This window comes from Rhodanobacter sp. FW021-MT20, assembly GCF_041107475.1.
GTDB classification, from domain to species: domain Bacteria; phylum Pseudomonadota; class Gammaproteobacteria; order Xanthomonadales; family Rhodanobacteraceae; genus Rhodanobacter_A; species Rhodanobacter_A glycinis.
Genome location: NZ_JBGBPX010000049.1, coordinates 1 through 672 on the forward strand (window position 1 = coordinate 1; position 672 = coordinate 672).

A 672-nucleotide genomic window follows, 5' to 3' on the forward strand; every position below is an offset into this window, starting at 1 on the left:
CTTGCCTTTGCCCTTGCGGATCAAACGCGCATCCGGATCGGTGGTGGAGGCATGGGTGTCGTTGCTGCGCTTGTGCCCGCGGAAATCGTCACCATCGCCTTCGTCGTGGTCGTCCCTGGGGCGGAAACTCTTGTGCGAGGCCCACGCCTCTAGCAACGTACCGTCTACTGAGAAGTGATCGTCGCTGACCAGGTCGCGCAGCCGCGCCAGCAACACGGTGTGCTCGAAGAAGTGCTGGGCGATCGCCTCGTCGAATAGCCGCTGGCGGTTGAAGGAGAACGTCGAATGGTCCCACACCACGTCGTCGATGTTCAGGCCGACGAACCAGCGGAACAGCAGGTTGTAGTTGAGCTGCTCCATCAGCAACCGCTCGCTGCGCACGCTGTAGACCACCTGCAGCAGCGAGGCGCGCAGGATGCGCTCGGGCGGGATCGACGGGCGACCGCCTGCGGCATAGCGCGCCGCCAGTAGCTCATCGAGCTCGCCCAGGATCGCGTCCACCAGAATCCGCAGTTTGCGGATCGGATGATCGGGCGGCACGCGGTCTTCGACCGACACATACGAGAACATGCCAAGCTGTTGGACGTCGGGGCTGCGCATCGGATCGGGCGGTCAGTGATTGAGAACGTCTATGACCGCAGCGATGCGCAGAGGTTTCTCAACAGCCTGCTA

Annotated in this window: 1 protein-coding gene; it reads right to left on the reverse strand. The window is 62.9% G+C overall.

All coding sequences use genetic code 11. The features are described 5' to 3' along the window. The coding region (locus tag AB7849_RS19505) for an IS5 family transposase (RefSeq protein ID WP_008213462.1) at window positions 1–600 on the reverse strand (600 nt) is incomplete at its 3' end. Between the last annotated feature and the right edge of the window lie 72 nt (window positions 601–672).